At 51.2% G+C, this 215-nt stretch carries 1 protein-coding gene; it reads left to right on the top strand.

Features of this window, described 5'->3' with window-relative positions:
* On the top strand, window positions 1–215 hold a 215-nt coding region (locus C450_RS22655; protein ID WP_206536837.1), incomplete at both ends, for a hypothetical protein.

The following is a 215-nucleotide window of genomic DNA, read 5'->3' on the forward strand; positions in this document are numbered from 1 at the left end:
GCTTGACGGCATGCGGCTCGAGAATACAGACGAGAGCGTCCAGTAGGTTCGAAATTGAGGGGAAGGAGAGGAGGAGCGCACAGTACACGAAAAATTTTAAAATTTCATTTTCAAACCCATCAGCCAATCTCTGGTTGGGTAGATCGGCGGACTATCAGGGCGAGCGTGTCGGAATGATGCATTTCGGTGGCGGGTTAGTCTACTCCACAGGGGTA

This window comes from Halococcus salifodinae DSM 8989, from assembly GCF_000336935.1.
GTDB classification, from domain to species: Archaea; Halobacteriota; Halobacteria; order Halobacteriales; family Halococcaceae; genus Halococcus; species Halococcus salifodinae.